Below are 25,549 nucleotides of genomic sequence, written 5' to 3' on the forward strand. Positions count from 1 at the left end.
GAAGGTCATCACAGCCCGTTCCTATCTCCCGCTTGCGGCATGGAGGTGAGGATTCCCCGGCACCGCACACCGCCAGGTTTAGCCATCGATCCCCAACGCCCCCAGCAACATCGGCAGCGAAGCATGCAGCTCCCGCTCCCAATAGGCCCACCCGTGCGTCCCCGGCCCATAGAAGTTGGTCGTCACGTGCTTCGCGCCCACGCGCCGCAGCTCCGCCGCCAGCGCATGGTTCTGTCGGTTGAAGTCGGCCTCGAGGGCGCTCGTGCTTCCCGGCGTGTCCAGGGGGCCCGTCGTGCCGTCGCCGCAGGACAGGTACACCGGGATGGAGCGGAGGCGTTTCGCGAGATGGTAGGGGTCGTGGGACTCCCAGATCCGGCGTTGGGCGACCGGGTCGCCCCAGACGCGGAGGGGGTCATTGTTCTGGCCGGCGAAGAAGCCCATGATGCGGTTGATCGACTCGTCGTTCAGGAGGGGGTGGACCGAGCCGGAGTAGGCCGCTGTCGCCTTGAACATGCCGGGGTGCCTGGCGGCGTACATCAAGGCGCCCTGGCCGCCCATCGACAGGCCCGCCACGACGCGGTTGGTGCCGGCGCCCCAGTCGCGTTCCAGGAGCCTGCGAAGCTCCACGGTGTGGAAGGTCTCCCAGGCGGGGTCGCCGCCCTGGCCGTGGTTCCACCAGTCGGAGTACCAGCCGTTCCAGCCGGCCTCGGGCATGACGACGAGGACGTCGCGGAGTGCGTCGGTCTGCGCCACGTCCGTCCTCGCGGTCCACGACGTGTAGTCGCCGCAGCAGCCGTGCAGGAGCCAGAGGGTCGGCCAGTGTTGTCGGTGGCTACGGTCCTGTGGGTTCCAGCCGTCCGGGGTCAGGAGGCGGACCTTGACCGTGCGGCCGCCCAGGGCCGTTGACCGTACCGACAGGTCGACCTGGCGGTCGGCGACCTGAGTGACGGCGACGACTTCGGCCCCCGGGCGGGAAGCGCCCGCCTTCTCCGCGGCCAGCGCCGGGGCCGTCGGGGCCAGGGTGGCGAGCAGTACGGACAGGACCAGCAGGACTCGGGCTCGTAGGGTCAGGGCGGTGGGCACGTTCGCGGACACTGCGGCTCCCTGGGGTGGGTTGCTGTTCGTCGCGCTTTGGTGCGGGGTTTCCTGTGTCGGTGGGGTGGCGGCGCGTACAGGTCAGTGGTGGTGCCTGCGGGGCAGGATCAGCAGCGCGTCGCCCACCGGGCGTTCGCCGGCCGCGTCCGACGGGGTGTTGATCACGGTGCCGTTCGTCACCATCGTCGTCGAGCCGCCGCCGTCGAGGTTGACCGCGTCGCGCAGGCCGAGTGACTTGGCGACCTCGGCGCTCTCGGTGATGCTGAGGCCGAGGGAGTCGGTGCTGCGTCCGTCGGCGGTGACGAGGACGGTGCGGCCGACGGCGTCCACTCCGGCCAGGGTGCGGGGGTTTCGTTTGTGGACCCAGCCGTAGTACCAGCTCGGGTCGCCGGGGTGGACCATGCCGTCCGTGGCGGGGGTGACGTGGATACGGCCGTCGCGGACCAGTTCGGGGCCGGCGTTCAGGATGTCGGTGCGGGGGGAGGGTGAGACGCGGTGGCCGCGTTCGTCCCGCAGGGTCGTGCTGACGCGCAGGTGGGCATCGAGGGGGGCGAGGGCAGTCAGGTCGGCCACGCGTCGGCCGGTTGCCTGGAGGGAGCTTCCGCCCGGTGGGAGTGTTCCGCCTCGTGGTGAGCGTAGTTCGACGACCCGGTCATGGGCGTCCAGTACGGCCTCCAGGCCCTCGCCCTGGGGCGTGTGGCCGCCGTAGTCCGGTGTGAAGGTGATCAGTTCGTCGGGGTTGGTGCAGGTTACGTCGTGGAGCGGCTGGGAGGTTGGGGTGTCGCCCGCTGTGCCGCCGCAGTTTCTGATCAGGCCCGGTACGCGGTTGATGCCGTTCAGGGGGAGGGTGGAGCCGCTACCGGTGACCCGGCCCTTCCAGGTGAAGCGGGTGATCTCCGTGCCTCGGGCGTTGTCGTGGACCACCAGGGCGGGGCGTCCCGCCACTGGTTCGCTCAGCAGACGTCCGTCGTAGACGCCCACGCCGGCCGGGTCGCCCGGGGCGCCCGCCTTGGGGTCGAGGACGAAGAAGCCGGCGTTGATCGCGGCGGTCGCGGCGGCCGATGCCGCGAGTTGGGTGGTTGTCTCGCGGTTCTCGATGTCCGGGCCGTACGACGCGTCGAGGCTTCCGCGGAATTTGCGTGGGTCGATGGTGAGGACGTCGACCCGCCAGGGGCCGCGGTCCGTCGCCTCGCCGTCCCAGCCCGTGTATACGGCGGAACCCGTGTAGCCAGCTGCCCGCAGGCGTGCACGTTCGGACGTCGCGGTGGTCTGCGAGTCGAATGTTCCTGTGCGGACGCGGTAGCCGATGGTTCCGCCGGTGTAGTCGGCGGTTCTCGGGGTCGTCACCAGCTCGACCCTGGCGTCGAAGCCGTCCTGCCGCAGTTCTGCGGCCAGTTCGTCGGCGCTCGCCCTGTCCTTGAGCGCCGTCGGCGGGGCGTCCGGGTCCGGTGAGGTGTCGCCGCCCGGGATGGAGACCTCGACCGTCCAGTGCAGTGCCGGGTTGGCACTACCGGAAGTACCGCGCACGATGCGGGTGAGGGTGACGCCCGGTTGAAGGGTGGTCGTGGTACGGGTCTCCGGGAGGTCCGTGGGGCCCAGAGGCAGGGTGAGTCGCGTCGACGGCGGGTGCGACTGCGGTTGCTGGGACGACGCCTGGGCCGGCAGCGCGCTCGCCGTGGCGAGCATGCCCAGTACGGCACTCGCGGCACACAGTCTCTTCTTCATCCGCCCCGCCTCAGTGCCGACTTCAGACGCCCACCGACCCGTGCTGCGCACAAGTATCGACCGGTTCCGGCTTGCGTCAAGGGTGGGTCGGTGGGCGGTGGCGGCTCAGGGGACCCTGGCCACGCCGACGTAGAAGCCGCTGCGTTCCTGCGTCGGTGCCGGTTCCTCCTGGTACCACTCGGTGGCGAACACCAGGCCGGGCGTGACGAGTTCCAGGCCTTCGAAGAAGGGCTCGACCTCGCTCCGGGTGCGCATCCGCAGCGGAATCGCACCCTTCTTGTACGCGGTCTCCGTCTCCTGCTTCAACTCCGGGTGCTGGTCCGCCGTCCCGTGCGACAGCAGCAGGAAGCTGCCGGACGGGAGCGCGTCCACCAGGGTGCGTACGACGCCGTACGGGTCCTCGTCGTCCGGCAGGAAGTGCAGCAGGGCTATCAGCGAGAGGGCGACGGGGCGGTCGAGGTCGAGGAGTTCGCCGGCGCGGTCCAGGATGGTCGCGGGCTCTCGTACGTCCGCGTGGAGGAAGGCGGTGGCGCCCCCCGGGGTGCTGGTCAGCAGCGCTTCCGCGTGCCGGAGGACGATCGGGTCGTTGTCCGCGTAGACGATCCGGGCGCTCGGCGTGATCGCCTGCACGATCTGGTGGAGGTTGGGTTCGGTGGGGATGCCGGTGCCGATGTCGAGGTACTGGTCGACGCCGCTCTTCGCCAGCCACGCGGCGGCGCGGTGCATGAACGCCCGGTTGCGTGCCGCGTTGCCCCGCGCCTCTTCGGGCAGCGTCTCCCCGACCTGCTGGTCGACGGGGTAGTTGTCCTTTCCGCCCAGGAGCCAGTCGTAGACGCGTGCGGGGTGGGGTTTGCTGGTGTCGATGTGCGGTCTGGGTATACCGGCAGTCACAGGACGACGCTCCTCCGTACACGGAACCACGGGCAACTGAGTTCCCGGCAGGGCGTGGGAACAGCCTCCACCGGCAGACCCGTCCCGCACCACGGGACGGCGGCGCCAGCCTATCCGGCCCGGTCACGGGTGGGAGGGGCGAGGCACCGTGACGCCCTGGCTCAGTGACACCCGCGCAAGGTCAGGGTGGACAACCGCCCAACGTCCCCGGCGAAGACGCCGGAGGTGCTGCTGTCCGGCAGGTGACCGGAGGCGCCGGGTCCCGGCCGTTACCTCGGTCCGACCGGCCTTCAGCCGTAGCAGGCCGGGAGGGGCTCAAGGCCCTCCGGCACCCCGTATTCAAAGACCGCCGTGTACGCCTCCGCGATGTCACAACCCCTGTCGAACCACGGGTAGGCGAACCCGCTCCAGACCAGAAGGACCACGATGAGCGCGTTGCGCGTGCCCTTTGACATGTCTGGGACTATTCCACCCGGCCGAGCGGAACATGCCGTACCGCATCCTTCCCAACGTGTCCCACCGGCCGACGTGTTCGCGTCCGCCGGCCCGGGCCGCCCTCGGTGCTCGTGTCGTACCCCTGCTGCGAAGGGCCGGTATGGGGGCTGCCCCCTCCGCGGTCGGGAGGGGACAGCCCGGGACGCTACCGCGTCGGTGTGCCGACCGCTGCCGGCGCCGGTGCGTAGCCGGTGGGGCGGGCGGTGAAGGTGCCGCGGCCCTGGGTGCGGCTGCGCAGGCGGGTCGCGTAGCCGAACAGTTCGGCCAGCGGCACGGTGGCCGTGACGACCGCCGCGCCGGCCCGCGTGTCCGACCCCGTGACGCGGCCCCGGCGTGCCGCCAGGTCGCCGAGTACGCCGCCGACCGCGTCCTCGGGCACGGTGACCGTGACCTCAACGACCGGCTCCAGCAGACCCATCGCCGAGGCGCGCAGGGCGTCGCGGAGACCGAGCCGGCCGGCGGTGCGGAAGGCCGTGTCCGAGGAGTCCTTCACATGGATCTGGCCGTCGGTGAGCGTGACCCTGAGGCCCGTCACCGGGTGGCCGCCTAGCGGGCCCTCGGCCAGGGCGTCCCGGCAGCCGGCCTCGACGGCCCGCACGAACTCCTGCGGTACGCGGCCGCCGACGACCGCCGAGCGGAACACGAACCGGCTCTCCTTCGAACTCGAACCCACCTCCGTGTCTCCTTCCATGTCCTCCTCCCACGGCTCCACGTCGAGTACGACGTGCGCGAACTGGCCTGCCCCGCCGTCCTGTTTGACGTGTCGGTAGACGAAGCCGGTCACGCCCTCGCCGACCGTCTCGCGGTACGCCACGCCCGGGCGTCCGACGGCGACCTCGAGGCCGTGCTCGCGGCGGACGCGCTCCACCGCGACCTCCAGGTGCAGTTCGCCCATGCCCGAGAGAACCGTCTGGCCGGTCTCCGGGTCGGTCCGCACGGCCAGCGAGGGGTCCTCCTCGGTCAGCCGGGCGAGCGCCGAGGCCAGCCGGTCGGTGTCGGTGGAGCGACGAGCCTCGACCGCCACGTGCACGACCGGCTCGGCCACGCCCGGAGGCTCCAGGACGAGTGGGGCGCCCGGTGTGCACAGCGTCGAGCCGGCGCGGGCGGACTTCAGCCCGACCACGGCGACGATGTCCCCGGCGACCGCGCGCTCCAGCGGGTCGTGGCGGTCGGCCCGTACCCGCAGGATGCGGCCGATCCGCTCGGTGCGGCGCGTGCCCGCGTCCCACACGGTGTCTCCCTTCTCGATCGTGCCCGAGTACACCCGCAGGTACGTCAGCCGCCCCGTCGGGGTCGCGTTCACCTTGAACGCCAGTGCCGCCATCGGTGCCGCCGGATCGGCCGGCCGCTCCTGCTCCGTGCCGTCGTGGGCGGTGCCGCGTACCGGGGGTACGTCCAGCGGGGACGGCAGGTATGTGACGACCGCGTCCAGCAGCGGTTCGACCCCGCGGTTGCGGTAGGCCGAGCCACACAGCACCACCACGCCGTCGCCGCTGTGCGTCAGGTCGCGCAGCGCGCCGGCGAGGGTGTCCGCGGTGAGCGTCTCCCGGTCGCAGAACTCCTCCAGCGCGGCCGGATGGCGCTCCGCCACCGCCTCCTCCAGCAGTCGGCGCCTACGGGACGCCTCCTCCCGCAGGGAGTCGGGCACCGGCCCCTCCTCGGCCGTCTCCGCGCCGTCGGCCCACACCAGGGCACACATGCGCAGCAGATCGACTACGCCCATGAAGCCGTCCTCCGTTCCGATGGGCAGCTGCACGACCAGGGGCGCCGGGTGCAGCCGCTCGCGGATCGAGGCGACGGCCGTGTCGAGGTCGGCGCCGGACCGGTCCATCTTGTTGACGAACGCGATCCTCGGCACACCGTGCCGGTCGGCCTGCCGCCACACGGACTCGCTCTGCGGTTCCACGCCCGCGACGGCATCGAACACGGCGACCGCGCCGTCCAGCACGCGCAGCGAGCGCTCGACCTCGTCGGCGAAGTCGACGTGTCCCGGGGTGTCGATCAGGTTGATCCGGTGACCGTCCCAGGCACAGCTGACGGCCGCGGCGAAGATGGTGATGCCGCGATCGCGCTCCTGCGGGTCGAAGTCGGTGACGGTCGTGCCGTCGTGGACCTCACCGCGCTTGTAGGTGGTGCCGGTGGTGAACAGGATGCGCTCGGTGACGGTGGTCTTGCCGGCGTCGACGTGGGCGAGGATGCCCAGGTTGCGGACGGTGGTGAGGGGGTTGGTGTTGATGCGCACGGCCTGTGGCCTTTCGCTGATCTGTGCAGCTGATGGGTGCAGCTGATCTGTGAACAGGGCGGCGCGATTCCCGGGACGAGGGAAGGACGGAAACGGAGACACGGCCCGCCGTGGAGAGGCAGGCGATGTGACGGTACGTCAGTCGACTGACGGTATGTCAGATACTCGTCGCGGGCATCCGGTGCCGGCCGCGCAGCGGACACCGGACGGCCGAAGACACCAGGATCACCTCGTACCGGGACGGGGGAACGACGGCAGCGGTGCAGATGCGCACGGCCCGACTCCCCTCACTCGATCTCGATGTCGTGGTGAGTGTAGGGAGGTCGGGGGCGGCGTCGCATCGTATTTTCGTCAGGTCCGCGCGCCACTCTCCAGCCGGGCCGTCGTCTCCATGAGCGACACCGTGAAAGGGTGCTGAGGTGCCGTCGACAGCTGTCCGGCCGACCCCTGTTCGACGATCTCCCCCGCGTCCACCACGGCGATGCGCTGGGCCTGTCGGGCGGTGTCCAGGTCGTGGGTGATGAGGACGAGGGAAAGGCCGGCGCGGTCTTCGAGCAGCGTCGAGAGCAGGTCGAGGATGCCGCGGCGGGTGACCGTGTCGAGGCCGGAGGTGATCTCGTCACAGATGAGGACGCGGGGGTGGGCGAGCAGGGCACGGGCGAGTGCGGCGCGCTGGAGTTCGCCGCCGGAGAGTGCGCCGGGCAGGCGGCGGACCGTGTCGTCGCCGAGTCCCGTTCGGGCCAGCGTGGTGCGGGCCTCGGCCAGGGCCGCCCGCTCGTCGGCGCCGCGCAGCCGGACCGCCGTGCGGGCGACCTGGTCGAGGACGGGCCGGTGTTCGTCGAACGCGGCGCGGGCGTCCTGGAAGACGTACTGCACGGCGGCGAGTTGGGAGCGGTCGCGGTGTCGCAGGCTGGGTGGGAGCGGGGTGCCGTCGAGGAGGTTCTCGCCGTCGTGGTCGCGGTGGAGGCCGGCCAGGCAGCGGGCGAGGGTGGTCTTGCCGCTGCCGGAGCGTCCGACGACGGCGAGGCATTCCCCGGCGTGCAGGGTGAGGTGCGCGGACCGCAGGACGGTGGCCGGGCGGCGGGCTCCGTCGCGGTGGCGGGCGGTGAGGCCGCGTACTCGGAGGACGGGGTCGGATCCGCCGCCGGTCTCGCCAACGCCGTCGCCGGCGCCGTCGCTGTCGCCGTCCATCACACGGTCCTCGGCCGGTGGTACGGGGCGACGAGGGCCGTCGACGTCGAGCAGACGGCGGGTCCACTCGTGCCGTGGCGCGCTCCACAGCCGTTCGGCCGGGCCCGACTCGACGACCCGGCCGGCCCGCAGGACGAGCACGTCGTCGGCGAGGGCGCGGACCACGTCGAGGTCGTGGCTGAGCAGGACGACGGCGATACCGCGGGCCGTGAGCGACGACAGCTCGTCGACGATGCGGCCCTTGGTGAGGACGTCCTGACCGGTGGTGGGTTCGTCGGCGACGACGACGCGGGCACCGAGCAGCAGGGCCTGGGCGAGGACGACGCGTTGTTGCTGACCGCCGGAGAGCTGGTGCGGGTAGCGGCGCAAGAGCGCTTCGGCATCGGGTAGTTGTGCGTCGGCGAGGGCCCGCAGGATTCTCGCGCGTGCCGCCGGGCGGCGTTCGGCCCGGGGCAGGTGGCGTACCTGGGGGCGGGCGATGTCGTGCAGGAGGGCGCCGACGCGGCGGGCCGGGTTGAGGACCGACGCCGGGTGCTGGGGGACGTAACCGACAGGGCCCTCGGCGGCGTGGCGTACCTCGCCGGTGACGCGGGCGCCGGGCGGGTATTCGCCGAGCAGGGCCAGGCCGGTGGTGGTCTTGCCGCTGCCGGAGGAGCCGACCAGTGCGGTGACGCGGCCGGGCAGCACCCTCAGAGTGACTCCGTCGACGATCGCCCGGCCGTCGACCTCCACGCGCAGGTCGCGGATCTCGGCGACCGGTCCGACCGCCTCGTTCCGTACGACCGCCTCGTTCGCTTCGACCGCCTCGTTCCGTACGACGGCATCCTTGCGGGGGTTCACGGCCGTCCTCCCTTCCGTGGCTTCACCAGTGCGGCGTCGAAGAGCAGGTTGCCGCCGGTCGTCAGGGCCACGATCAGCAGCGCCGGGACCACCACGGCCCAGGGCTGTACGAACAGTCCGGTGCGGTTGCGGTCGACCATGACCGCCCAGTCGGCGGCGTCCGGTGTGACGCCGACCCCGAGGAAGGCGGCCGTCGAGACCAGGTACAGCACGCCGGTGAGGCGGACGCCCGCGTCGGCGGCCAGGGTGCGCAGGGCTGAGCGTCCGACGTAGCCGACGGCGATCCGCCACCACGTCTCGCCCTGCATGCGCAGCGCCTCGACCGCGGGCCGGGCCGCCGCCTCGGCCCCGGCGGCGCGTACGATCCGGGCCGCGTCGGGCACGTTGACCAGCGCCACCAGCAGCGCCAGCCCGACGGCGCCGGGCGAGAACACGGACGCCACCAGCAGGATCAGCAGCAGTGACGGCACGGCGAGCAGCACGTCCAGGGGGCGCATCAGCGCCTCCTCCAGCCACCGCGCGTGGGTCAGCGCGCCGGCGAGTCCCAGCGGCAGGGCGACCAGGTAGGCCAGGGCGGTGGCGGCGAGGGCGGTGACGACGACCGTACGGCCGCCGTGCAGCACCTGGTGCCACACGTCCCGGCCCACGAAGTCGGTGCCGAGCCAGTGTCCGTCGCCCAGGGTGAAGGAGGTCGCGCGTGGTCCGGGCTCGCCCGCGAACAGCGGTCCCAGGAGGGCGAGGAGGAGCGGTACGGCGACGACCGTCGCGCCGAGCGCGTAGCGGCGGATGCCCGGGCGGCGCCGCGCCGCCGGCTGCGTGGACGTCACGCGGCCACCCCCGCCCGGGGTGCGAAGCGGTGGGCGACGAGGTCGGCGCCGAGGTTGAGGACGACGGTCAGGGCGCCGAACACCACGGCGAGGCCCTGCACCACCGGTACGTCGCGTTCGGCGACGGCGTTCAGGAGGACGGTGCCGAGTCCGGGGATCACGAAGAGGGCCTCCACGACGATGACGCCGCACAGCAGCCAGTCGACGGTGCGGGCGAGTTGCTGTGCGGCCGGGGCCAGGGCGTTGGGCAGGGCGTGGGCGTAGCGGATGCGGGCGCCGGGGACGCCGTAGCGGCGGGCGTGGGCGGCGTACGGGGAGGCGAGGGCGTCGACCATGCCGGCCCGGACCAGGCGGGCCAGGGAGCAGACGGGCCGGGAGAGCAGGACCAGGACGGGCAGGACCAGGACCGCCGGATGGGCGAGGAGGTCGGTGCCGTGGCCGACGGCGGTCGGCGGCAGCCAGGCCAGTTGCAGGGCGAAGACGGTGACCAGCAGTACCCCGAGGGCGAATTCGGGGACCGCGTACACCGCGAGGGTGAGTGAGCTGACCACCCGGTCGACGAGCCGTCCCTCGTGGCGGGCGGCGAGCACGCCGAGGCCGAAGCCGACCGGGACGAGCAGGGCGAGGGTGAGCGCGGCGAGCAGCAGGGTCGGGCCGAGCGCGTCGGTGATGTACTGCGCGACGGGCCGGCCCGAGGCCAGCGAGGTGCCGAAGTCGCCGTGCGCCAGTCCTGCCGCCCAGTCGGCGAGCCGTTCGTGGGCGGGCCGGTCCAGCTCCATCGCCTCGCGGATGGCGGCGATGCGGGCCGGGTCGGGCTGGTCGCCGGCGAGGGCGACGGCGGCGTCGCCCGGCAGTGCCTCGGTGAGCGCGAAGACCAGCAGCACGACGGCCACGGTCTGCGCGGCGCCGAGGAGCAGCCGCCGGGCGACGAAGGAGCGTACTGCGCTCACGCGAGCCACACCCGGTCGAAGCGGGCCCAGTCGAGGGTGTTGGCGGGCGCCTCGCGCTCGACGCCCCGGACGCCCGGGGCGGTTCCGATGATCCAGTCGGCGAATCCCCACACCAGGAAGCCGCCCTCGGCGTACAGGCGGCGCTGCATGCGCTCGAAGAGGGCGGCGCGGCCTGCCTGGTCGCGGGTGGACTGGGCCTGCTGGTAGAGGGCGTCGAAGTCCTTGTGCTGCCACTTGGTGGCGTTGGTGGTGGAGTCGGTGAGCAGCCGCTGGGAGAGGTGCGCCTCGATCGGCATGGCGCCGGAGCGGTAGCAGCACAGGGTGCCGCCGTCGAGGATGTCGCTCCAGTACGAGTCCTTGCTGCCGACCTTGACGTCCACGGTGACGCCCGCCTTCGCGGCCTGGTCGCGGAAGATGCTCGCGGCCTCGGTGAACCCGGCGGCGACCGGTGAGGTGTCGAGGGTGACCTTCAGCTTCTCGGCGCCGGCCTGCTTGAGCAGGGCGCGGGCCCGGTCGAGGTCCTGGGCGCGCTGCGGGAGCCCGTCGGCGTAGTACTCGTAGCCCTTGCCGAACAGGTCGTTGCCGATCTGGCCGGCGCCGGAGAGGGCGCCGTCGATGAGTTCCTGCCGGTCGGCGATGAGGAAGAAGGCCTCGCGGACCCGCTTGTCGTCGAAGGGGGCACGGTCGGTCTTCATGGCGAAGGCCTGCATGGCGCTGCCCTTGAGCCGGACGATCTCGATCTGTCCCTTGCCCTCGTGGGCGCGGGCGGTGGTCGGGTTGAGTTCGTGGGCGTACTCGACCTGCGCGCCGAGGAGGGCGTTGACCCGTGCGGACTCCTCGTTGGCGACGACGAACTCGATCTCGTCGAGGTGCGGGGCGCCCTCCCAGTGGTCGTCGTAGCGGCGGAAGACGGCGGAGCGGCCGGGGGCGAAGGAGACGAAGCGGAAGGGTCCGGAGCCGATCGGCCGGTCGTCGAACCCGGTGGCCTTGTCGGGGACGATGTACGCGCCGAACGCGGCCAGGATGTTGGGGAATTCGGCGGTGGGCCGCTTGAGGACGAACTCGACGGTGCGTTCGCCGGTGGCGCGGCTGGCGTCGAGATCGATGGGTTCGAGGGAGGCCTTGGCACGGAACGCCTGCTTCGGGTCGGCGATGCGGCGGTAGCTGTAGAGGACGTCGGCGGCTGTGACCGGTTTTCCGTCGTGGAAGGTGGCCTCGCGCAGGGTGACCTGCCAGCGGTCGAGGGTCTTGTTGGGCTCCCACTGGGTGGCGAGGCGGGGCTGGGCGGACAGGTCGGCGCCGTAGTCGGCGAGTTTGTCGAAGAGTGCCTTCGCGCGGGCCACGTCGGCGAAGAGGTTGGCCAGATGCGGGTCGAGGGTCTCGCTCGCGCCGCCGCCGGCGAACGCGGCGCGCAGCCGGCCGCCGCGCTTGGGGGTGGCGCCCTTGTCGTCGGTTCCGGTTCCGGTGGGGTCGTCGGAGCCGCCGCAGCCCACGAGGGTGAGCGCGGCGACACCGGTGGTGGCGGCGAGGAAGCCGCGTCGGCGCAGGCCGGGGAAGGGGTCCTGGTGCATGGGGTGGCGTCTCTTCTTCTGGGAGTGGTCAGTCAGTGGTGTTCCGGCGCGCGACTACGTGCAGCCGGTCGGCGTCGGCATTCGCTCCGGGCAACAGGCCCTGCCGCCAGGGCGGTTCGGTGCGGGGCCCCGGCCCGTCGTGGAGTTCGAGGACCTCGAAGCCGTGTGCGGTGAGCAGGTGGCGCAGCTCCTGGGGGAACAGCAGCCGCCACGCGGAGTGCTGCTCGACGGGCGGGGACGCGACGTCGTCGGTGGTCCAGACCCGGGTACGGCGCAGGAGTTGGGCGGTACGGTCCACGGTGAGCGTGGTGACGGAGCGGTGGACGGTGCCCCGCCAGGTGAACGCGTCGGCCCTGGGCGTGTCGAGCAGGTCCGTACGGCCCAGGAAGTAGGCGCCGTTGCGCATCTCCGCGACCAGCAGGCCGCCCGGGGCGAGGGCGTGGCGGCAGGAGGTCAGGAATCCGTCGAGCGCGGCGCCGGTGTGGCAGTACAGCAGGGCGCTGTCGAGGCAGACCACCGCGTCGAAGACGCTCTGGCCCAGGTCGAATCCGCGCAGGTCGGCGTGGACGTAGTCCGGCCCCGGGTGGTGGGTGCGGGCGTGCGTGAGCATCGCCTCGGAGAGGTCGGCGCCGGTGACCCGTCGCCCGCCGGCGTGCAGGTGGGCGGCGTCGCGGCCGGTGCCGCAGCCCAGGTCCAGGACGCGGGGGCCCCCTTCGTGGCGGCGCAGGCAGTCCTCGGTCCAGCGGGCGGCGAGACGGTCCGGGTCGGGGAAGCGGGCCTCGTACAGCTCGGGGTGGTCGGTGAGCAGGTTCCCGGGTATCGGGCGGGCGCCGCCCTCCCCGGTCCCAGGGGTGGTCGTGCGGGTCACGCGGGTCATGCGGTGCTCCTCTCCCCCACGGGTGCGGTGGGGGCCGGGTGCTCGGGCAGGGCGCCGCGCCGGGACAGCCAGGCGGTTGCGCCCGCCGAGGCCAGACCGGCCAGGGCGCAGCACACCCAGGGCAGCCAGGCGGCCCCGCCGCGTTCGCCGGCGTCCATGGCCCAGCCGACGGCGGTGTTGCCGGCGGCTGCGGCGACGCCGGAGACGACGTAGAAGATCCCGAAGTAGGTGCCGGTCAGTTCGGGGCGGCCGAAGCGGGGGATCAGTTCCATCACGAAGGGCGAGGCGACCATCAGGCCGAGGTAGAGCAGCAGGGCGCCGAGCAGCGCCGGCACGGCGGCGAGCGGGCCGGTGGAGGTGCCGCCCGCGACCAGGGCCGGTGGCAGGAACGCCAGGGCCATCAGGGCGAGCCCGACGGCGATCCAGCCGGCTCTGCCGCCCCGGGTCTTGAGGGTGCGGGTGATACGGAGCTGGAGGGTCAGGTTGGCGAGGGTGCCGACGACGAAGACGAGGCCGGCGGCGCCGTCCCAGCCGGTGGCCTGCCGGGCTCCTTCGGGCAGCAGCAGGTAGAGCTGGCTCTCCAGGGTGAACATGCCGGTCATGGCGCAGGCGAACGCCAGGAAGGCGCGGTTGCCGACGACCTCGCGCCAGTCGCCGAGGACCGTGCCGCCGCTCGGGGTCGCCTTCCGGGCCGGCAGGACCAGTGCCTGCGCGACGGTGAGCACCGCGAAGATCCCGGCGGCGGTGAGCGCGGAGGTGCGGAAGTCGACCAGGAGCAGGACGCTGCCGAGCAGCGGACCGATCAGGGCGCCGGTGGTGGCGAAGACGTTGAACAGCGCGAACGCCTCGGCCTTGCGCTCCCCCGCCTCCTGCGTGAGGTAGGCCCGCACGGCCGGGTTGAACAGCGCCCCGGCGACGCCGCTGAGCACGGAGGCGGCGAGCAGCACGCCCAGGTTGTCACCGAGCGCGAACAGGGCGAACCCGGCGGTGCGCAGGGCGCATCCGGCGATGATGACGCCGCGTGCGCCGAGGCGGTCGGCGGCGGAACCCCCGATGAGGAACAGGCCCTGCTGGCTGAGGTTGCGCACGCCGAGGACGACGCCCACGACGGCCGCCGACAGGCCGAGGTTCTCGCCGAGGTGGGTGGCGAGGTAGGGGATGAGGAGGTAGAAGCCGGTGTTGACACCCAGTTGGTTGACGAGCAGGAGACGGACGGCCAGGGGGAAGCGGCGCATCTCGTGCCACATGTGCCACTTCTCGTGCCGGGTGGTGTGCGGCGTGCTCACGGCGCCACCTCGTCGACGCCGAGTCCGGGCCGCTCGCTCGCCCGGACGAACCCGTCCGCGCCGCCGATGCCGGTCCACGGGTCGTGGGCGAGCAGCAGGTGACCGTCGAGGTCGGTCCAGCGGGCGCGGTCGGCGAGGTGGACGGCGGGGGCGAGGCCGAGGGAGCTGGCGGTGAGGCAGCCGAGCATCAGCGCGGTGCCGCTGTCCTCGAGGGCCTCGGCGATGCGCAGGGCCGCGTGGACGCCGCCGCACTTGGCGAGTTTGACGTTGACGCCGTGCACGCGGCCGGCCAGGCGCCGGGCGTCCTCCAGGGTCACGGCGTCCTCGTCGGCGATCACGGGCAGCGGTGAGCGTGCGGCGAGGCGGGCCAGCGCCTCGATGTCGCCGGGGACCAGGGGCTGTTCGACGGCCTCGACGCCGAGTTCCGCGAACCGGGGCAGCAGGGCCTCGGCACGGGCGGTGGTCCAGGCGCCGTTGGGGTCGAGGAGCAGCCGGGCGTGCGGGGCGGCGTCGCGCACGACCCGTACGCGTTCCACGTCCTCCTCGGGGTCGTCGGCGCCCGCCTTGATCTTGAGCATCTGGAATCCGGCGGCGGTCAGGCGGCGGGCCTCGGCGGCGGCGTGTCGCGGGGCGGTGATGCCGATGGTGCGGGCGGTGGCGGCCACGGGGGCGGACGGGGCGCCGAGGAGGCGGTGGACGGGGGCTCCGGTGAGCCGGCCGGTGAGGTCGAGGAGCGCGGACTCGACGGCGGCGGTGACGGCGGGCGGGGTGTCCGCTCCGGCGAGCCTGCCGTCCCTCAGTGCCTCCAGGGCGTCGTCCGGGGTGGTGAAGGGGTCGAGGTCGACGGCGGTGAGGTGGCGGAGCAGCGCCGCCGTGTCCAGCCCGTGGTAGACGCTGGTGACGGCCTCGCCGTGGCCCTCCAGCCCGTCGTGGGTGACGGTCAGCCACACGGCGTCGCGTGCGGTCATGGTGGAGCGGGATATGCGCAGCGGCTCGGCGAGCGTGAGCCGTACGGTGCGCGTGGTGGCTTTCACGGGTTCTCTTTCACGGCAGGGGCGGGGGCGGGGACACGGAGGGGGTCGGTGACTCTCGTGCACCGGGTCCAGCCGGTGGCCTCGGCCGCGTACGGGTGCGGGATCTCGACCGGCCGGGTGGCGGCCGTGGCCGGGTCGAGGCCGTGGGCGGTGGTGAAGTCGTCGTCGTAGACCGTGGAGAGGTAGCGGTGCGGGCCGTCCGGGAAGACGGTGGCGACGACCGCGCCGGGGTGGACGCGGGCCGCCCAGGCGGCGACGCGGGCGACGGCGCCGGTGCTCCAGCCGCCGCTGACGAAGCTGCCCCGGGCCAGGCGCCGGCAGCCGTCGACGGCTTCCGCGGGGCCGATCCAGTGGACCTCGTCGAAGGCGTCGTAGGCCACGTTGCGCGGGTGGATGCTGCTGCCGAGGCCGCGCATCAGGCGGGGCCGGGCGGGCTGGCCGAAGATCGTGGAGCCGGTGGCGTCCACGCCGATCAGCCGCAGTGCGGGCCAGTGCCGGCGCAGCGGGCCGATGACGCCCGCGCTGTGTCCGCCGGTGCCGACGCTGCACACCAGGACGTCCAGGTGATCGAGCTGGACGGCGAGTTCGGCGGCCAGGGAAGCGTAGCCCGCGGTGTTGTCCGGGTTGTTGTACTGGTCGGGCCAGTAGGCGCCGGGCAGTTCGGTGAGCAGCTCGCGCAGTCGGGCGAGCCGGGCGCCCTGCCAGCCGCCCTCGGGGGCGGGTCGGTCGACGAGTTCCAGGCGCGCGCCGTGGGCGTGCAGCAACTGGCGCATGGAGGGTTCCAGTTCGCGGTCGCCGACGAGGACGACGGGGTGCCCCAGTGCCTGTCCCGCGAACGCCAGCCCGATGCCGAGAGTGCCGGAGGTGGACTCCACCACCGGGTCGCCGGGCAGCAGTTCGCCGCGCTCGCGGGCGCCGAGCAGCATCGACACGGCGGCCCGTGCCTTCATGCCGCCGGCGGCGAGCCCTTCGAGCTTGGCCCAGAAACCGGGGTGGGGTCCGGGCAGTGGGGCGGTGATGCGTACGGTCGGGGTGCGGCCGAGCAGGGTGAGCAGCTCGCGGCGGGCGGCGGGACGTACGGCGGTCGTGGTCATCGGGAGCCCCCGCCGGGGCCGGTGGGGCGGTGGCGGTACTGGTGGAGGGTGGTGGGCCCGCCGTCGAGCCAGAAGAAGGGGTACGGTTCCGCGCTCACGGCGCTGACCCCGTGGCCGAGGAGGCGGGGCAGTACGGCGCTGCCGGTCTGCGCGAACATCACCAGTTGCTTGTCATGGCGCAGCGCGTGCCGCCGCAGGGGCTCGAAGGTGCCGTTGCCGAGCGTCATGCCGGACACGAGCAGCGCGTCGCAGTGGTCGGCGGCGGTGAGCGCGTCGGCGCGGACGGGCTCGCCCCACTCGGTCGTGCCGCCCTTGAGGTCGCAGGGCACGTAGTCGAGTCCGCGTGCACGCAGCGCTTCGAGGAGGGAGTTGACGACGCCGACCACGAGTACGACCGACCCGGGCGGCAGGTCGAGCAGGTCGGCCACGGCCGCCGCCCGGGCCCGGGACTTCTCCAGGGACGACCCGGCGGGCAGGGGGTGGGGCAGCGCGCCGTGTTCGGGGGTGTGCGGGGTGACGTGCATCAGGTAGGCGTCGAGGGCGGCGAGGCGTACGGCGGCCAGCGGGTGGTCGAGCAGCCGGGCGACATCGGCGCCGACGCATGCGTGGAGCGCCTCGTCGGGGAGTGCGCCGGGTTCGACGGCGCAGCTGCCGAGGGCCGCGCCCAGGCGCAGGCTGAGCACCTCGTTGCGGTAACCGGTGCCGCGACCGGTGTGCCGGACAGCCTGCCGGGTGGTGAAGGCGACGGCGATCCGCTGCGTGGCCGGGTCGGGGCCGAGGGCGCCGGCGCGGACCTGGGCGACCAGGTCGTCGTACGGCGTGACGGCGACCGGACCGTCGTACGTCGGGACGTCGGGGACGGACGACGGGGCGGGGACCGCCGAGGAAGCGGCCGACGAGGTGGGGACGGTGGCGGTCATCGGATCACCAGACCCGCGCGCAGCCCCGCCAGCAGGGTCTCGGCACGCTCGCGGGCACCGAGGCCGTCCGGGTCGCCGGTCATGACGTGGCCGAGGTACTCGTTGTTGCTGCCGGCCGCCCTGACCGTCCGGCCGGGCTCGGGCAGCTGGACCTCCAGTACGTGCGGGGTGTCCGGCAGGTGCGGCGGCCGGTCGGCGTCGAGCGTCTGGAGGGTGCCCGTGGTCTCGGGCACCAGGAAGCCGATGGCGGCGCTGCGCAGTCCGGTGTCGGTGCGGCGCAGGTCGGGGGCGCGGCCCAGGGAGACGTCCACGAAGGCGGCGGCGAGGTCGATGCCGGTGACGTGGCGGACCAGCTCGGTGATGCGGTTTCCGGCGGGCCGGGGGTTGACCTCGACGACGCGGGGACCGGCGGAGGTCAGTTTGATCTCGGTGTGCGCCACGACGCCGTCGGTGAGGCCGAGCGCCTTCAGGGCGTGCAGGGCGGTCTGCTCGGCGGCCTCGGTGTCGGCGGGGGTCAGGGCGGCGGGGAACATGTGGCCGGTCTCGACGAAGGCCGGGGCGCCGCCGACGCTCTTGTCGGTGACGCCGACGACCTGGACCGCACCCGCGTGGGAGACGGTCTCGACGCTGACCTCGGGCCCGTCGAGCAGCTCTTCCAGCAGCACCGCGGGCGCCCTGCGCTGTCCGCGCGCGTTGACGGGGAAGTCGGCCAGGGCGCGTACGGCGGCGGCGAGTTCCGCCTCGTCGTCCACGCGTCGTACGAACATGCCCGCGCAGAGGTCGACCGGCTTGGCGACCAGCGGGTATCCGATCTCGGCGGCGGCCCTGGTGAGGTCGGCCCACTCCTCGTGGACGGCGAAGCGCGGGCCGGGCACCGCGGCGGCGGCGAGGACGCGGCGCGTGGCGTCCTTGCGGCAGGCGTGCTCCACGGCCTCCGCTCCCGGGCCGGGCAGGCCCAGGTGGGCGGCGATCCGTGCCACCGCCGGCAGGTAGTAGTCGCAGGAGGTCAGCACGCCGTCGAAGGCCAGCAGACCGTGCAACCGCTCGACGTACGGCAGCAGCGTCTCGATGTCGTTCGTGTCGGCGGTGAGCACGTTGCGGGCGCCGAGCAGTGGGTGCGCGGTCCCCTCCGGGGCGGACCGCAGGTAGTGGTGCAGGTCGCGGGTGAGGAAGGTGAACTCGTGCCCCGCCTCCCGCAGCGCTCGTGGCAGCAGCCGGCTCATCGACCCGACCCAGCTCTCAACGACCAGCAGATGAGCCACAACTCCCCTTTTCCCGTGGTGTGGTCAGACGTCGGGGCAGCCCGACACACCCTCGTGAAGGAGGGGCGGGCCACCGCCTGGACACGCTATCGATAATCATTTTCATTGTCACGTGTTCGCGGTCACGCCGGGAAGGACGGAGCAGGAAAGGACAGAGCCGGAAGGGGCGGAGGAGGAGAGGGCAGAGGTTGAGGGGGCGGAGGAGGACGGACACGCCCGCCGGACAACGCGAAATGCCGGCCGGGATTTCTCCCGACCGGCATTTCCACTGCCTGATCTTGTGTCCGAGGGGGGACTTGAACCCCCACGCCCGATAAAGGGCACTAGCACCTCAAGCTAGCGCGTCTGCCATTCCGCCACCCGGACCAGGTGTCTGCCGCCTTGCCGGGGTGTTCCCCGCGGCGACATGGACAACCATACCAAGGTTTCGCAGTGCCTTTCACCTGCGTTTCCTTCCCCTGAGTGGCGGTCCCGGGACCGCGGCGACGCACCGCACAGGCTCGCACCATGAGTGACCGGCCGGTCACCCACGGCTCGCCGCCGCGCTCGCGGGTCCTGGGCCCCTACGGCATGAGGTGCCGGCCCGGGAAGTTGCCGGGCAGCCGCTCCCCCGCCGGTCCCTGCGTGACGGCGCGCACCAGCAGCTCGCCGCCGACGAAGGCCCCGCGCCAGGACGCCCCGTGTCCGCCGAACAGCTCGTCGCGGTCGCCGCGCGAGCGGGGGACGCCGTGCCCGACCTTGAACGCGCGGATCTGCGGCGCCAGCCTGTCGTACGTCGTCCGGTCGTCCGTGGACAGCGTGGCGACCAGCGCGCCGTTCGAGGCGTTCATGGCGGCGAGCAGCTCGGCCTCGGTGTCGACCAGGACGACGGTGTCGACCGGGCCGAACGGCTCCGCGTGGTGCAGCGGTGAGGACCGGGGCGGGTTCAGGAGAGTCACCGGCTGCACGTAGGCGGAGGTGTCCTGGCCGGGCAGGAACCGCGCGTCGGCCGCGCTGCCGCGGTGCAGCGGTACGGCACCGCGGTCGACGGCCTCGGCGACCTGGTCCCGCAGCTCCTTCGCCTTGGCCGCGTTGATCACCGGCCCGAAGTCCAGAACCGGGTAGGGGTCGTCCGGTGTCTCGACGGCGAGCGGGTGGCCGACGCGCAGCGTGCGGACCGCCGGGAGATACGCCGCGAGGAACGCGTCGAACAGCTGCCGCTGGACGACGAAGCGCGGGTAGGCGGTGCAGCGCTGCTTGCCGTAGTCGAAGAGCCTCGGGATCACCGCCGTGAGCGCGTCCCAGTCCGTGAAGTTCCAGATGCCCCAGGTGTTGAGTCCCTCCTGTTCGAGGATGTGCCGCTTGCCGAGGTCGGCGACGGCCGTGGCGACGGCGGCGCCGGTGTCGCGCCCGCCGACGAAGGAGACGCAGCCGATCTCGGGCGCCCGCACCAGCGCCCGGGACAGCTCGCCCCCGCTGCCGCTGACGAGGGTGACGGGAAGTCCCTCGCGGGCGGCGAGTGCGCAGGCCAGGGTCAGACAGGCGACGCCGCCGTCGGTCGGGGTCTTGGCGATGACCGCGTTGCCCGCCAGTACCTGTACCAGCAATGCGTGAACGAGCACGCTCATCGGGTAGTTCCAGCTCGCGATGTTGGACACCGGACCGTCCAGCGGGGCCCGGCCCTCGGTCATCTCCTCGATGCCGTCGACGTACCAGCGCACGCCGTCCACGGCCCGGTCGACGTCGGCCTGCGCCAGTCGCCAGGGTTTGCCGATCTCCCACACGAGCAGCAGCGCCAGCAGTTCGCGGTGCTGGGCGAGGGCGTCGAGGGTCGCCGCGACGCGGGCGTGGCGTTCGGGCAGGGGGACGTGGCGCCAGGCGCGGTGCTGGTCGAGCGAGGCACGTACGGCTCGCTGGGCCGTAGTGCCGTCCAGCCGGGGCGGGCCGGTGATCGGGGTGCCGTCGACGGGGCTGGTGGCGGGCAGCACACGGCCGTCCGCCTGCCAGCCGGCGTTCCAGAGGTTGAGGACGCGGTCGTCCCGGAAGGCCTCGGGGGCGACGGCGAGGCAGCGCTGCCAGGCGTCGGACCAGGAGGTGCCGGGCTTGAGGGTGAGGGTGGGTGTCATGCGGGGGCTCCGTCCCGTGCTTCGCCCGCGCGTACGGCGACGACGAGCCGCGCGGTCTCGGTGGGGGTGCTTCCGACCCGCACGCCGACCGCCTCCAGCGCCTCCTGCTTCGCCCGTGCCGTGCCCGACGAGCCGGACACGATCGCGCCGGCGTGGCCCATGGTCCGGCCCTCGGGCGCGGTGAAACCGGCGATGTAGCCGACGACGGGCTTGGTGACGTGGTCGCGGATGTAGGCCGCCGCGCGTTCCTCCGCGTCGCCGCCGATCTCGCCGATGAGGACGATCAGTTCGGTGTCGGGGTCGTCCTCGAAGGCGGCGAGGCAGTCGATGTGGCTGGTGCCGACGACGGGGTCGCCGCCGATGCCGACGCAGGTCGAGAAGCCGGTGTCGCGCAGCTCGTACATGAGCTGGTAGGTGAGCGTGCCCGACTTGGAGACCAGGCCGACGGGGCCCGGTTTGGTGATGTCGGGCGGGATGATGCCCGCGTTGGACTGGCCGGGTGTGATCAGGCCGGGGCAGTTGGGGCCGACGATCCGGGTGCCCCTGGTCCTGGCGTACGCGGTGAAGGCGACGGAGTCGTGGACGGGGATGCCCTCGGTGATGACGACGGCGAGGCCGATGCCGGCGTCGGCGGCCTCGACGACCGCGGCCTTGGCGAAGGCGGGCGGTACGAAGACGACGGTGACGTCGGCGCCGGTGCGCTCGACGCCCTCGCGCACCGACCCGAAGACCGGCACGGCACACCCGTCGAAGTCGACGGTGCGGCCCGCCTTGCGCGGGTTGACGCCGCCGACCACGTCGGTGCCTGCGGCCAGCATGCGGCGGGTGTGCTTCATGCCCTCGGCGCCGGTCATGCCCTGGACGAGGACCCTGCTCTCCTTGGTGAGGTAGATCGCCATGTCGTCCTGTCTCCTTATCCGGCGGTGGACGCCGCGGTGGCGAGTCGGGCGGCACGGCGGGCGGCGCCGTCCATGGTGGTTGCCTGTTCGACGAGCGGGTGCGCGCGTGCGTCGAGCAGGGCCCGGCCCCGGGCGGCGTTGTTGCCGTCGAGGCGTACGACGAGGGGCTTGGTCGGCCGGACCTCGTCCAGGGCCCGGACGATGCCGTCGGCGACCGCGTCGCAGGCGGTGATGCCGCCGAAGACGTTGACGAGGACCGATTTCACGGCGGGGTCGGAGAGGACGACCGACAGGCCGTCGGCCATGACCCGGGCGGAGGCGCCGCCGCCGATGTCGAGGAAGTTGGCGGGGCGGGCGCCGCAGCCGGCGACCACGTCGAGGGTCGACATGACCAGTCCGGCGCCGTTGCCGATGACGCCGACCTCGCCGTCGAGCTTGACGTAGTTGAGGCCCCTGGCCGCGGCCCGCGCCTCCAGCGGGTCGGCGGACGTCGACTGCTCGCCTGCCCAACGGGACTGGCGGAAGAGGGCGTTGTCGTCGAGGGTGACCTTGCCGTCGAGGGCCACGATCCTGCCGTCGACCGTCCTGACCAGCGGGTTGACCTCCACAAGGAGGGCGTCCTCGTGGACGAGTACCTTCCAGAGCCGCACGAGCGTGTCGACGGTCTGCGGGGGCAGGCCGGCGGCGTCCGCGATGCGTACCGCCGTGGCCGTGTGCACGCCCACGGCCGGGTCGACGGGGATGCGGGCCACGGCCTCGGGCCGCTCGGCCGCGACCTCCTCGATCTCCATGCCCCCTTCCGCCGAGGCGATCGCGAGGAAGCGGCCGGCCGTGCGGTCGAGGACGTAGGAGACGTAGAACTCCCGGTCGATGTCGACCGGTTCGGCGAGCATCACCGTGCCGACCGTGTGGCCCTTGATGTCCATGCCGAGGATGTGGCGCGCCGCTTCTTCGGCGGCGGCCGGGTCGGCCGCGAGCCGCACTCCGCCCGCCTTGCCGCGCCCGCCGGTCTTCACCTGCGCCTTGACGACGACGCGCCCGCCGAGCCGGCGGGCGATCTCGCGGGCCCGCTCGGGCGAGTCGGTGACCTCGGCCCTCGGTACCACGATGCCGTGTTCTGCGAAGAGTTCCCTTGCCTGGTGTTCGTACAGGTCCATTTCGGCTCCTGACTGAAAGTGCCGCACGCCCCCTGGACACCACCCACCGGATGCGGGATAACAAGCTTCATACAGTATTCGTCGACTGTATGCAATGTACCGCGAGAGCGCCCCAACCCCTCGTGAAGGGACAGGACTTCGCCATGCCCGACGACACCCAGGACGTCATTTCCGGCGGTCACCTCGTCGCCAAGGCCCTCAAGGCCGAGGGGGTCGACCGCATCTACACCCTGTGCGGCGGCCACATCATCGACATCTACGACGGTTGCGTCGACGAGGGCATCGAGGTCGTCGACGTACGCCACGAGCAGGTGGCGGCGCACGCCGCCGACGGTTACGCCCGCATCACCGGAAAGCCCGGCTGTGCGGTGGTCACCGCCGGGCCGGGTACGACCGACGCCGTCACCGGTGTCGCCAACGCCTTCCGCGCCGAGTCCCCGATGCTGCTGATCGGCGGACAGGGCGCGCACACGCAGCACAAGATGGGGTCCCTCCAGGACCTGCCGCACGTCGACATGATGACGCCGATCACCAAGTTCGCGGCGACCGTGCCGGACACCGCGCGGGCCGCGGACATGGTGTCGATGGCGTTCCGCGAGTGCTACCACGGGGCGCCCGGACCCTCCTTCCTGGAGATCCCGCGCGACGTGCTGGACGCCAAGGTGCCGAGCGAGAAGGCACGCGTCCCCCAGGCCGGGGCCTATCGTGCCTCGACCCGTTCACCCGGCGATCCGGAGGCCGTCGAGAAGCTCGCCGACCTGCTGGTCCACGCGGAGAAGCCGGCCATTCTGCTCGGCAGCCAGGTGTGGACGACGCGGGCGACCGAGGCGGCCGTCGAACTGGTCCGCACGCTGAACGTCCCGGCGTACATGAACGGCGCCGGACGCGGCACCCTGCCCCCCGGCGACCCGCACCACTTCCAGCTCTCGCGCCGGTACGCCTTCTCCAACGCCGACGTGATCGTCATCGTCGGCACGCCCTTCGACTTCCGCATGGGCTACGGCAAGCGGCTCTCCCCGGACGCGACCGTCGTCCAGATCGACCTCGACTACCGCACCGTCGGCAAGAACCGCGACATCGACCTCGGGATCGTCGGCGACGCGGGGCTCGTCCTGAAGTCGGTGACCGAGGCGGCGACCGGGCGGGTCAACGGGGGTGCGTCCAGGCGCAAGGAGTGGCTCGACGAGCTGCGCGCGGCCGAGCAGACCGCGTTGGACAAGCGGCTGCCGCAGCTCCGCTCGGACGCCTCCCCCATCCACCCCTACCGCCTGGTCAGCGAGATCAACGACTTCCTCACCGAGGACTCCGTCTACATCGGCGACGGCGGCGACATCGTCACCTTCTCCGGTCAGGTCGTGCAGCCCAAGTCACCGGGCCACTGGATGGACCCGGGACCGCTGGGCACGCTCGGCGTCGGTGTCCCCTTCGTGCTGGCCGCCAAGCAGGCCCGGCCGGACAAGGAGGTCGTCGCCCTCTTCGGCGACGGCGCCTTCTCCCTCACCGGCTGGGACTTCGAGACCCTCGTCCGCTACGACCTCCCCTTCGTCGGCATCGTCGGCAACAACTCCTCCATGAACCAGATCCGCTACGGCCAGGCCGCCAAGTACGGCAAGGAACGCGAGCGGGTCGGCAACACCCTCGGCGACGTCCCCTACGACCAGTTCGCCCGGATGCTGGGCGGTCACGGCGAGGAGGTCCGCGACCCGGCCGACATCGGCCCGGCTCTCAGGCGCGCCCGGGAGTCCGGCAAGCCGTCCCTGATCAACGTCTGGGTGGACCCGGACGCGTACGCCCCCGGAACCATGAACCAGACGATGTACAAGTGAGGTGAACCCCCATGACCAGCACTACTGGACTGCCGGCCAAGGCACTTGACGGCATCCGCGTCCTGGACATGACGCATGTGCAGTCCGGGCCCTCGGCGACCCAGCTGCTCGCCTGGCTCGGCGCGGACGTCGTGAAGCTGGAGGCGCCGAGCGGTGACATCACACGCAAGCAGCTGCGCGACCTGCCGGACGTCGACTCCCTCTACTTCACGATGCTCAACTGCAACAAGCGGAGTATCACCCTCAACACCAAGACCGAGCGCGGCAAGGAACTCCTCACCGAGCTGATCCGGCGCTCGGACGTCATGGTCGAGAACTTCGGACCGGGCGCGGTCGACCGGATGGGGTTCACCTGGGACCGCATCAGGGAGATCAATCCACGGATCGTCTATGCCTCCGTCAAGGGGTTCGGCGAGGGCCCGTACACCGCCTTCAAGGCGTACGAGGTCGTCGCGCAGGCCATGGGCGGATCGATGTCCACCACCGGTTTCGAGGACGGGCCACCGCTGGCTACGGGGGCCCAGATCGGGGACTCGGGCACGGGCGTCCACGTCGTGGCGGGCATCCTCGCAGCGCTGTACCAGCGGGAGCGCACCGGACGTGGTCAGCGGGTGAACGTGGCCATGCAGCACGCGGTGCTCAACCTCTGCCGGGTGAAGCTGCGCGACCAGCAGCGCCTGACCCATGGTCCACTCGCCGAATATCCCAACGAGGACTTCGGCGACGAGGTTCCCAGGTCCGGGAACGCGTCCGGCGGCGGGCAGCCCGGCTGGGCGGTCAAGTGCGCGCCGGGCGGCCCGAACGACTACGTGTACGTCATCGTCCAGCCGGTCGGCTGGCAACCGCTGAGCGAGCTGATCGGCCGGCCCGAGCTGGCCGAGGACCCCGAGTGGGCGACGCCGCAGGCCCGGCTGCCGAAGCTGAACAAGATGTTCCAGCTGATCGAGGAGTGGTCGTCCACCCTGCCCAAGTGGGAGGTGCTGGAGCGGCTGAACGCGCACAACATCCCGTGCGGGCCCATCCTGTCCACCAAGGAGATCATCGAGGACGCCTCGCTGGCCGCCAACGGGATGGTCGTCACCGTTCCCCATCCCGAGCGCGGCGAGTTCGTGACCGTCGGCAGCCCGCTCAAGCTCTCCGACTCCCCCGTGGAGGTGAGCAGTTCACCGCTGCTCGGCGAGCACAACGAAGAGGTCTACGTCGGCGAGCTCGGCCTCGGCGACGAGGAGCTGCGCCTGCTCAAGTCGAACGGGGTGATCTGA

Annotated in this window: 20 protein-coding genes and 1 tRNA gene; 2 read left to right on the forward strand and 19 right to left on the reverse strand. The window is 72.4% G+C overall.

The window, feature by feature from the left end:
• Window positions 1-78: 78 nt before the first annotated feature.
• The 19 genes from ACIGO6_RS26700 to sucC form a co-directional block, all read right to left on the reverse strand.
• Window positions 79-1,095 (reverse strand): alpha/beta hydrolase, encoded by a 1,017-nt coding sequence (locus ACIGO6_RS26700; protein ID WP_399880443.1) that lies wholly within the window; start codon window positions 1,093-1,095, stop codon window positions 79-81.
• 81 nt (window positions 1,096-1,176) lie between these two features.
• Window positions 1,177-2,820: a phosphodiester glycosidase family protein gene (locus ACIGO6_RS26705; protein WP_399880446.1), complete on the reverse strand. Its 1,644-nt coding sequence runs from the start codon at window positions 2,818-2,820 to the stop codon at window positions 1,177-1,179.
• Between the two features lie 105 nt (window positions 2,821-2,925).
• Entirely contained in the window at window positions 2,926-3,711 is a 786-nt protein-coding gene (locus ACIGO6_RS26710; RefSeq protein WP_399880448.1) for an SAM-dependent methyltransferase, read from the reverse strand.
• A gap of 290 nt (window positions 3,712-4,001) precedes the next feature.
• Window positions 4,002-4,166 (reverse strand): hypothetical protein, encoded by a 165-nt coding sequence (locus ACIGO6_RS26715; RefSeq protein ID WP_399880451.1) that lies wholly within the window; start codon window positions 4,164-4,166, stop codon window positions 4,002-4,004.
• Between the two features lie 185 nt (window positions 4,167-4,351).
• Complete coding sequence (fusA, locus tag ACIGO6_RS26720; RefSeq protein ID WP_399880848.1) at window positions 4,352-6,442, reverse strand: elongation factor G; 2,091 nt, start codon at window positions 6,440-6,442, stop codon at window positions 4,352-4,354.
• A 357-nt stretch (window positions 6,443-6,799) separates the two neighbouring features.
• Complete coding sequence (locus tag ACIGO6_RS26725; protein WP_399880851.1) at window positions 6,800-8,386, reverse strand: ABC transporter ATP-binding protein; 1,587 nt, start codon at window positions 8,384-8,386, stop codon at window positions 6,800-6,802.
• An 89-nt stretch (window positions 8,387-8,475) separates the two neighbouring features.
• Window positions 8,476-9,306 carry an ABC transporter permease gene (locus ACIGO6_RS26730; protein WP_399880454.1) on the reverse strand — a complete coding sequence of 277 codons (831 nt, stop codon included), beginning with the start codon at window positions 9,304-9,306 and terminating at the stop codon, window positions 8,476-8,478.
• Complete coding sequence (locus ACIGO6_RS26735) at window positions 9,303-10,256, reverse strand: ABC transporter permease (protein ID WP_399880457.1); 954 nt, start codon at window positions 10,254-10,256, stop codon at window positions 9,303-9,305. Before ACIGO6_RS26735 ends, ACIGO6_RS26730 begins: the two co-directional genes overlap by 4 nt.
• Window positions 10,253-11,827 (reverse strand): ABC transporter substrate-binding protein, encoded by a 1,575-nt coding sequence (locus ACIGO6_RS26740; RefSeq protein ID WP_399880460.1) that lies wholly within the window; start codon window positions 11,825-11,827, stop codon window positions 10,253-10,255. The genes ACIGO6_RS26735 and ACIGO6_RS26740 overlap by 4 nt, the downstream gene beginning before the upstream one ends.
• Window positions 11,828-11,855: 28 nt before the next feature.
• Window positions 11,856-12,704 carry a class I SAM-dependent DNA methyltransferase gene (locus tag ACIGO6_RS26745; protein WP_399880463.1) on the reverse strand — a complete coding sequence of 283 codons (849 nt, stop codon included), beginning with the start codon at window positions 12,702-12,704 and terminating at the stop codon, window positions 11,856-11,858.
• Window positions 12,701-13,939: an MFS transporter gene (locus tag ACIGO6_RS26750; protein WP_399880854.1), complete on the reverse strand. Its 1,239-nt coding sequence runs from the start codon at window positions 13,937-13,939 to the stop codon at window positions 12,701-12,703. The genes ACIGO6_RS26745 and ACIGO6_RS26750 overlap by 4 nt, the downstream gene beginning before the upstream one ends.
• 47 nt (window positions 13,940-13,986) lie before the next feature.
• Window positions 13,987-15,024: a mandelate racemase/muconate lactonizing enzyme family protein gene (locus tag ACIGO6_RS26755; protein WP_399880465.1), complete on the reverse strand. Its 1,038-nt coding sequence runs from the start codon at window positions 15,022-15,024 to the stop codon at window positions 13,987-13,989.
• The gene (locus tag ACIGO6_RS26760) at window positions 15,021-16,118 is read right to left on the reverse strand and encodes a PLP-dependent cysteine synthase family protein (RefSeq protein WP_399880468.1); all 1,098 of its coding nucleotides are present in this window, start codon (window positions 16,116-16,118) and stop codon (window positions 15,021-15,023) included. Before ACIGO6_RS26760 ends, ACIGO6_RS26755 begins: the two co-directional genes overlap by 4 nt.
• Window positions 16,115-17,038, reverse strand: a complete 924-nt coding sequence (locus ACIGO6_RS26765) for a Rossmann-like domain-containing protein (protein ID WP_399880471.1) — start codon at window positions 17,036-17,038, stop codon at window positions 16,115-16,117. Before ACIGO6_RS26765 ends, ACIGO6_RS26760 begins: the two co-directional genes overlap by 4 nt.
• Window positions 17,035-18,300 (reverse strand): ATP-grasp domain-containing protein, encoded by a 1,266-nt coding sequence (locus tag ACIGO6_RS26770; RefSeq protein ID WP_399880473.1) that lies wholly within the window; start codon window positions 18,298-18,300, stop codon window positions 17,035-17,037. The genes ACIGO6_RS26765 and ACIGO6_RS26770 overlap by 4 nt, the downstream gene beginning before the upstream one ends.
• A gap of 281 nt (window positions 18,301-18,581) precedes the next feature.
• Window positions 18,582-18,666, reverse strand: a tRNA-Leu gene (locus ACIGO6_RS26775).
• A gap of 197 nt (window positions 18,667-18,863) precedes the next feature.
• Window positions 18,864-20,405 (reverse strand): aldehyde dehydrogenase family protein, encoded by a 1,542-nt coding sequence (locus tag ACIGO6_RS26780; RefSeq protein WP_399880475.1) that lies wholly within the window; start codon window positions 20,403-20,405, stop codon window positions 18,864-18,866.
• Window positions 20,402-21,304 carry a succinate--CoA ligase subunit alpha gene (gene sucD / locus ACIGO6_RS26785; protein WP_399880478.1) on the reverse strand — a complete coding sequence of 301 codons (903 nt, stop codon included), beginning with the start codon at window positions 21,302-21,304 and terminating at the stop codon, window positions 20,402-20,404. Before sucD ends, ACIGO6_RS26780 begins: the two co-directional genes overlap by 4 nt.
• Before the next feature lie 14 nt (window positions 21,305-21,318).
• Complete coding sequence (sucC, locus tag ACIGO6_RS26790) at window positions 21,319-22,461, reverse strand: ADP-forming succinate--CoA ligase subunit beta (RefSeq protein ID WP_399880480.1); 1,143 nt, start codon at window positions 22,459-22,461, stop codon at window positions 21,319-21,321.
• Between the two features lie 143 nt (window positions 22,462-22,604).
• Here sucC and ACIGO6_RS26795 point away from each other — a divergent pair, with 143 nt between their 5' ends.
• Both ACIGO6_RS26795 and frc read left to right on the forward strand, forming a co-directional pair.
• On the forward strand, window positions 22,605-24,287 hold the full coding sequence (locus tag ACIGO6_RS26795) for a thiamine pyrophosphate-binding protein (RefSeq protein WP_399880483.1): 1,683 nt from the start codon (window positions 22,605-22,607) through the stop codon (window positions 24,285-24,287).
• Window positions 24,288-24,316: 29 nt separating this feature from the next.
• Window positions 24,317-25,549, forward strand: coding sequence for a formyl-CoA transferase (gene frc, locus ACIGO6_RS26800; RefSeq protein ID WP_399880857.1), 1,233 nt, complete (start codon window positions 24,317-24,319; stop codon window positions 25,547-25,549).

It is taken from the genome of Streptomyces sp. NPDC053750 (genome assembly GCF_044544295.1).
In the GTDB taxonomy this organism is placed as follows: Bacteria; Actinomycetota; Actinomycetes; order Streptomycetales; family Streptomycetaceae; genus Streptomyces.

Coding starts and splice junctions, on each gene's coding strand:
- ACIGO6_RS26795 (WP_399880483.1), top strand. CDS start 22,605: ATGCCCGACGACACCCAGGACGTCATTTCCGGCGGTCACCTCGTCGCC.
- ACIGO6_RS26705 (WP_399880446.1), bottom strand. CDS start 2,820: ATGAAGAAGAGACTGTGTGCCGCGAGTGCCGTACTGGGCATGCTCGCC.
- ACIGO6_RS26750 (WP_399880854.1), bottom strand. CDS start 13,939: ATGCGCCGCTTCCCCCTGGCCGTCCGTCTCCTGCTCGTCAACCAACTG.
- ACIGO6_RS26740 (WP_399880460.1), bottom strand. CDS start 11,827: ATGCACCAGGACCCCTTCCCCGGCCTGCGCCGACGCGGCTTCCTCGCC.
- ACIGO6_RS26765 (WP_399880471.1), bottom strand. CDS start 17,038: ATGACCGCCACCGTCCCCACCTCGTCGGCCGCTTCCTCGGCGGTCCCC.
- sucD (WP_399880478.1), bottom strand. CDS start 21,304: ATGGCGATCTACCTCACCAAGGAGAGCAGGGTCCTCGTCCAGGGCATG.
- ACIGO6_RS26715 (WP_399880451.1), bottom strand. CDS start 4,166: ATGTCAAAGGGCACGCGCAACGCGCTCATCGTGGTCCTTCTGGTCTGG.
- ACIGO6_RS26745 (WP_399880463.1), bottom strand. CDS start 12,704: ATGACCCGCGTGACCCGCACGACCACCCCTGGGACCGGGGAGGGCGGC.
- ACIGO6_RS26760 (WP_399880468.1), bottom strand. CDS start 16,118: ATGACCACGACCGCCGTACGTCCCGCCGCCCGCCGCGAGCTGCTCACC.
- ACIGO6_RS26780 (WP_399880475.1), bottom strand. CDS start 20,405: ATGACACCCACCCTCACCCTCAAGCCCGGCACCTCCTGGTCCGACGCC.
- sucC (WP_399880480.1), bottom strand. CDS start 22,461: ATGGACCTGTACGAACACCAGGCAAGGGAACTCTTCGCAGAACACGGC.